Raw genomic sequence first — 845 nt, 5'->3', positions numbered from 1 at the left:
GCGCGATCGTCTCAAGATCCTGCCCCGTGTGATGCGACATAATACGATTCAACTTATCGCGAATCGTCAAAATTTCTTTTGTGTGTATTTCGATATCAGTTGCCTGCCCTTGGTATCCACCAAGCGGCTGATGAATCATCATTCTTGAATTCGGTAAACAATGGCGCTTTCCTTTTGCACCACCCGTTAATAAAAATGCCCCCATACTACAAGCTTGACCAATACATAAAGTCGAAACATCAGGCTTGATAAACTGCATCGTATCGTAAATTGACATCCCCGCAGTAACTGACCCACCCGGTGAATTAATATACAGGTGAATATCCTTATCTGGATTCTCTGATTCCAAAAATAATAACTGAGCTACAACCAAATTTGCCATGTGGTCTTCAACTTGACCTACCAAGAAAATCACTCGCTCTTTCAACAAACGCGAGTAAATATCAAATGAACGCTCGCCGCGTGCGGTTTGCTCGATAACCATTGGCACTAAGCCGCTATTGGTAATAATTGATGGTGCTTCGCTCATGGGACCCCTGTAGCTCATTATTTTATCTTCCTTTCCCTACATCGTGGCAGTGCGGACATTTTTCAAGCCCTAAATCAAAAACAGCTGGTAAAATACCAGCTGTTTTCAAGTGTAGCCGAAAAACAAACGTTCTTCAGGCCTGTAAAGAAAATAAGTTTACGCTTGCGCTTGTGCAGACTGCACAGCTTCTTGGTAAGACATTTTCTTTTTCTTAGTTTTTGCTTTTTCCTTAAGAAGCACAATTACCGCATCTTCAACTACAACAGCTTCTACCTGTGTACGATTCTCTGGCTTATTGTAGTGCTCAATAACCTCT

The 845-nt window shown here is 42.0% G+C and carries 1 protein-coding gene; it reads right to left on the bottom strand.

Annotation, left to right across the window (positions count from 1 at the left end; all coding sequences use genetic code 11):
* Nucleotides 1-529: ATP-dependent Clp endopeptidase proteolytic subunit ClpP (gene clpP / locus A3762_RS11165; protein WP_156493406.1), on the bottom strand; the 529-nt coding region annotated here is incomplete at its 3' end.
* Nucleotides 530-845 lie beyond the last annotated feature (316 nt).

This window comes from Oleiphilus sp. HI0125 (genome assembly GCF_001635355.1).
The sequence above is the reverse complement of the archived record's forward strand: the minus strand, read 5'-3'. Positions and strand labels throughout refer to the sequence as shown.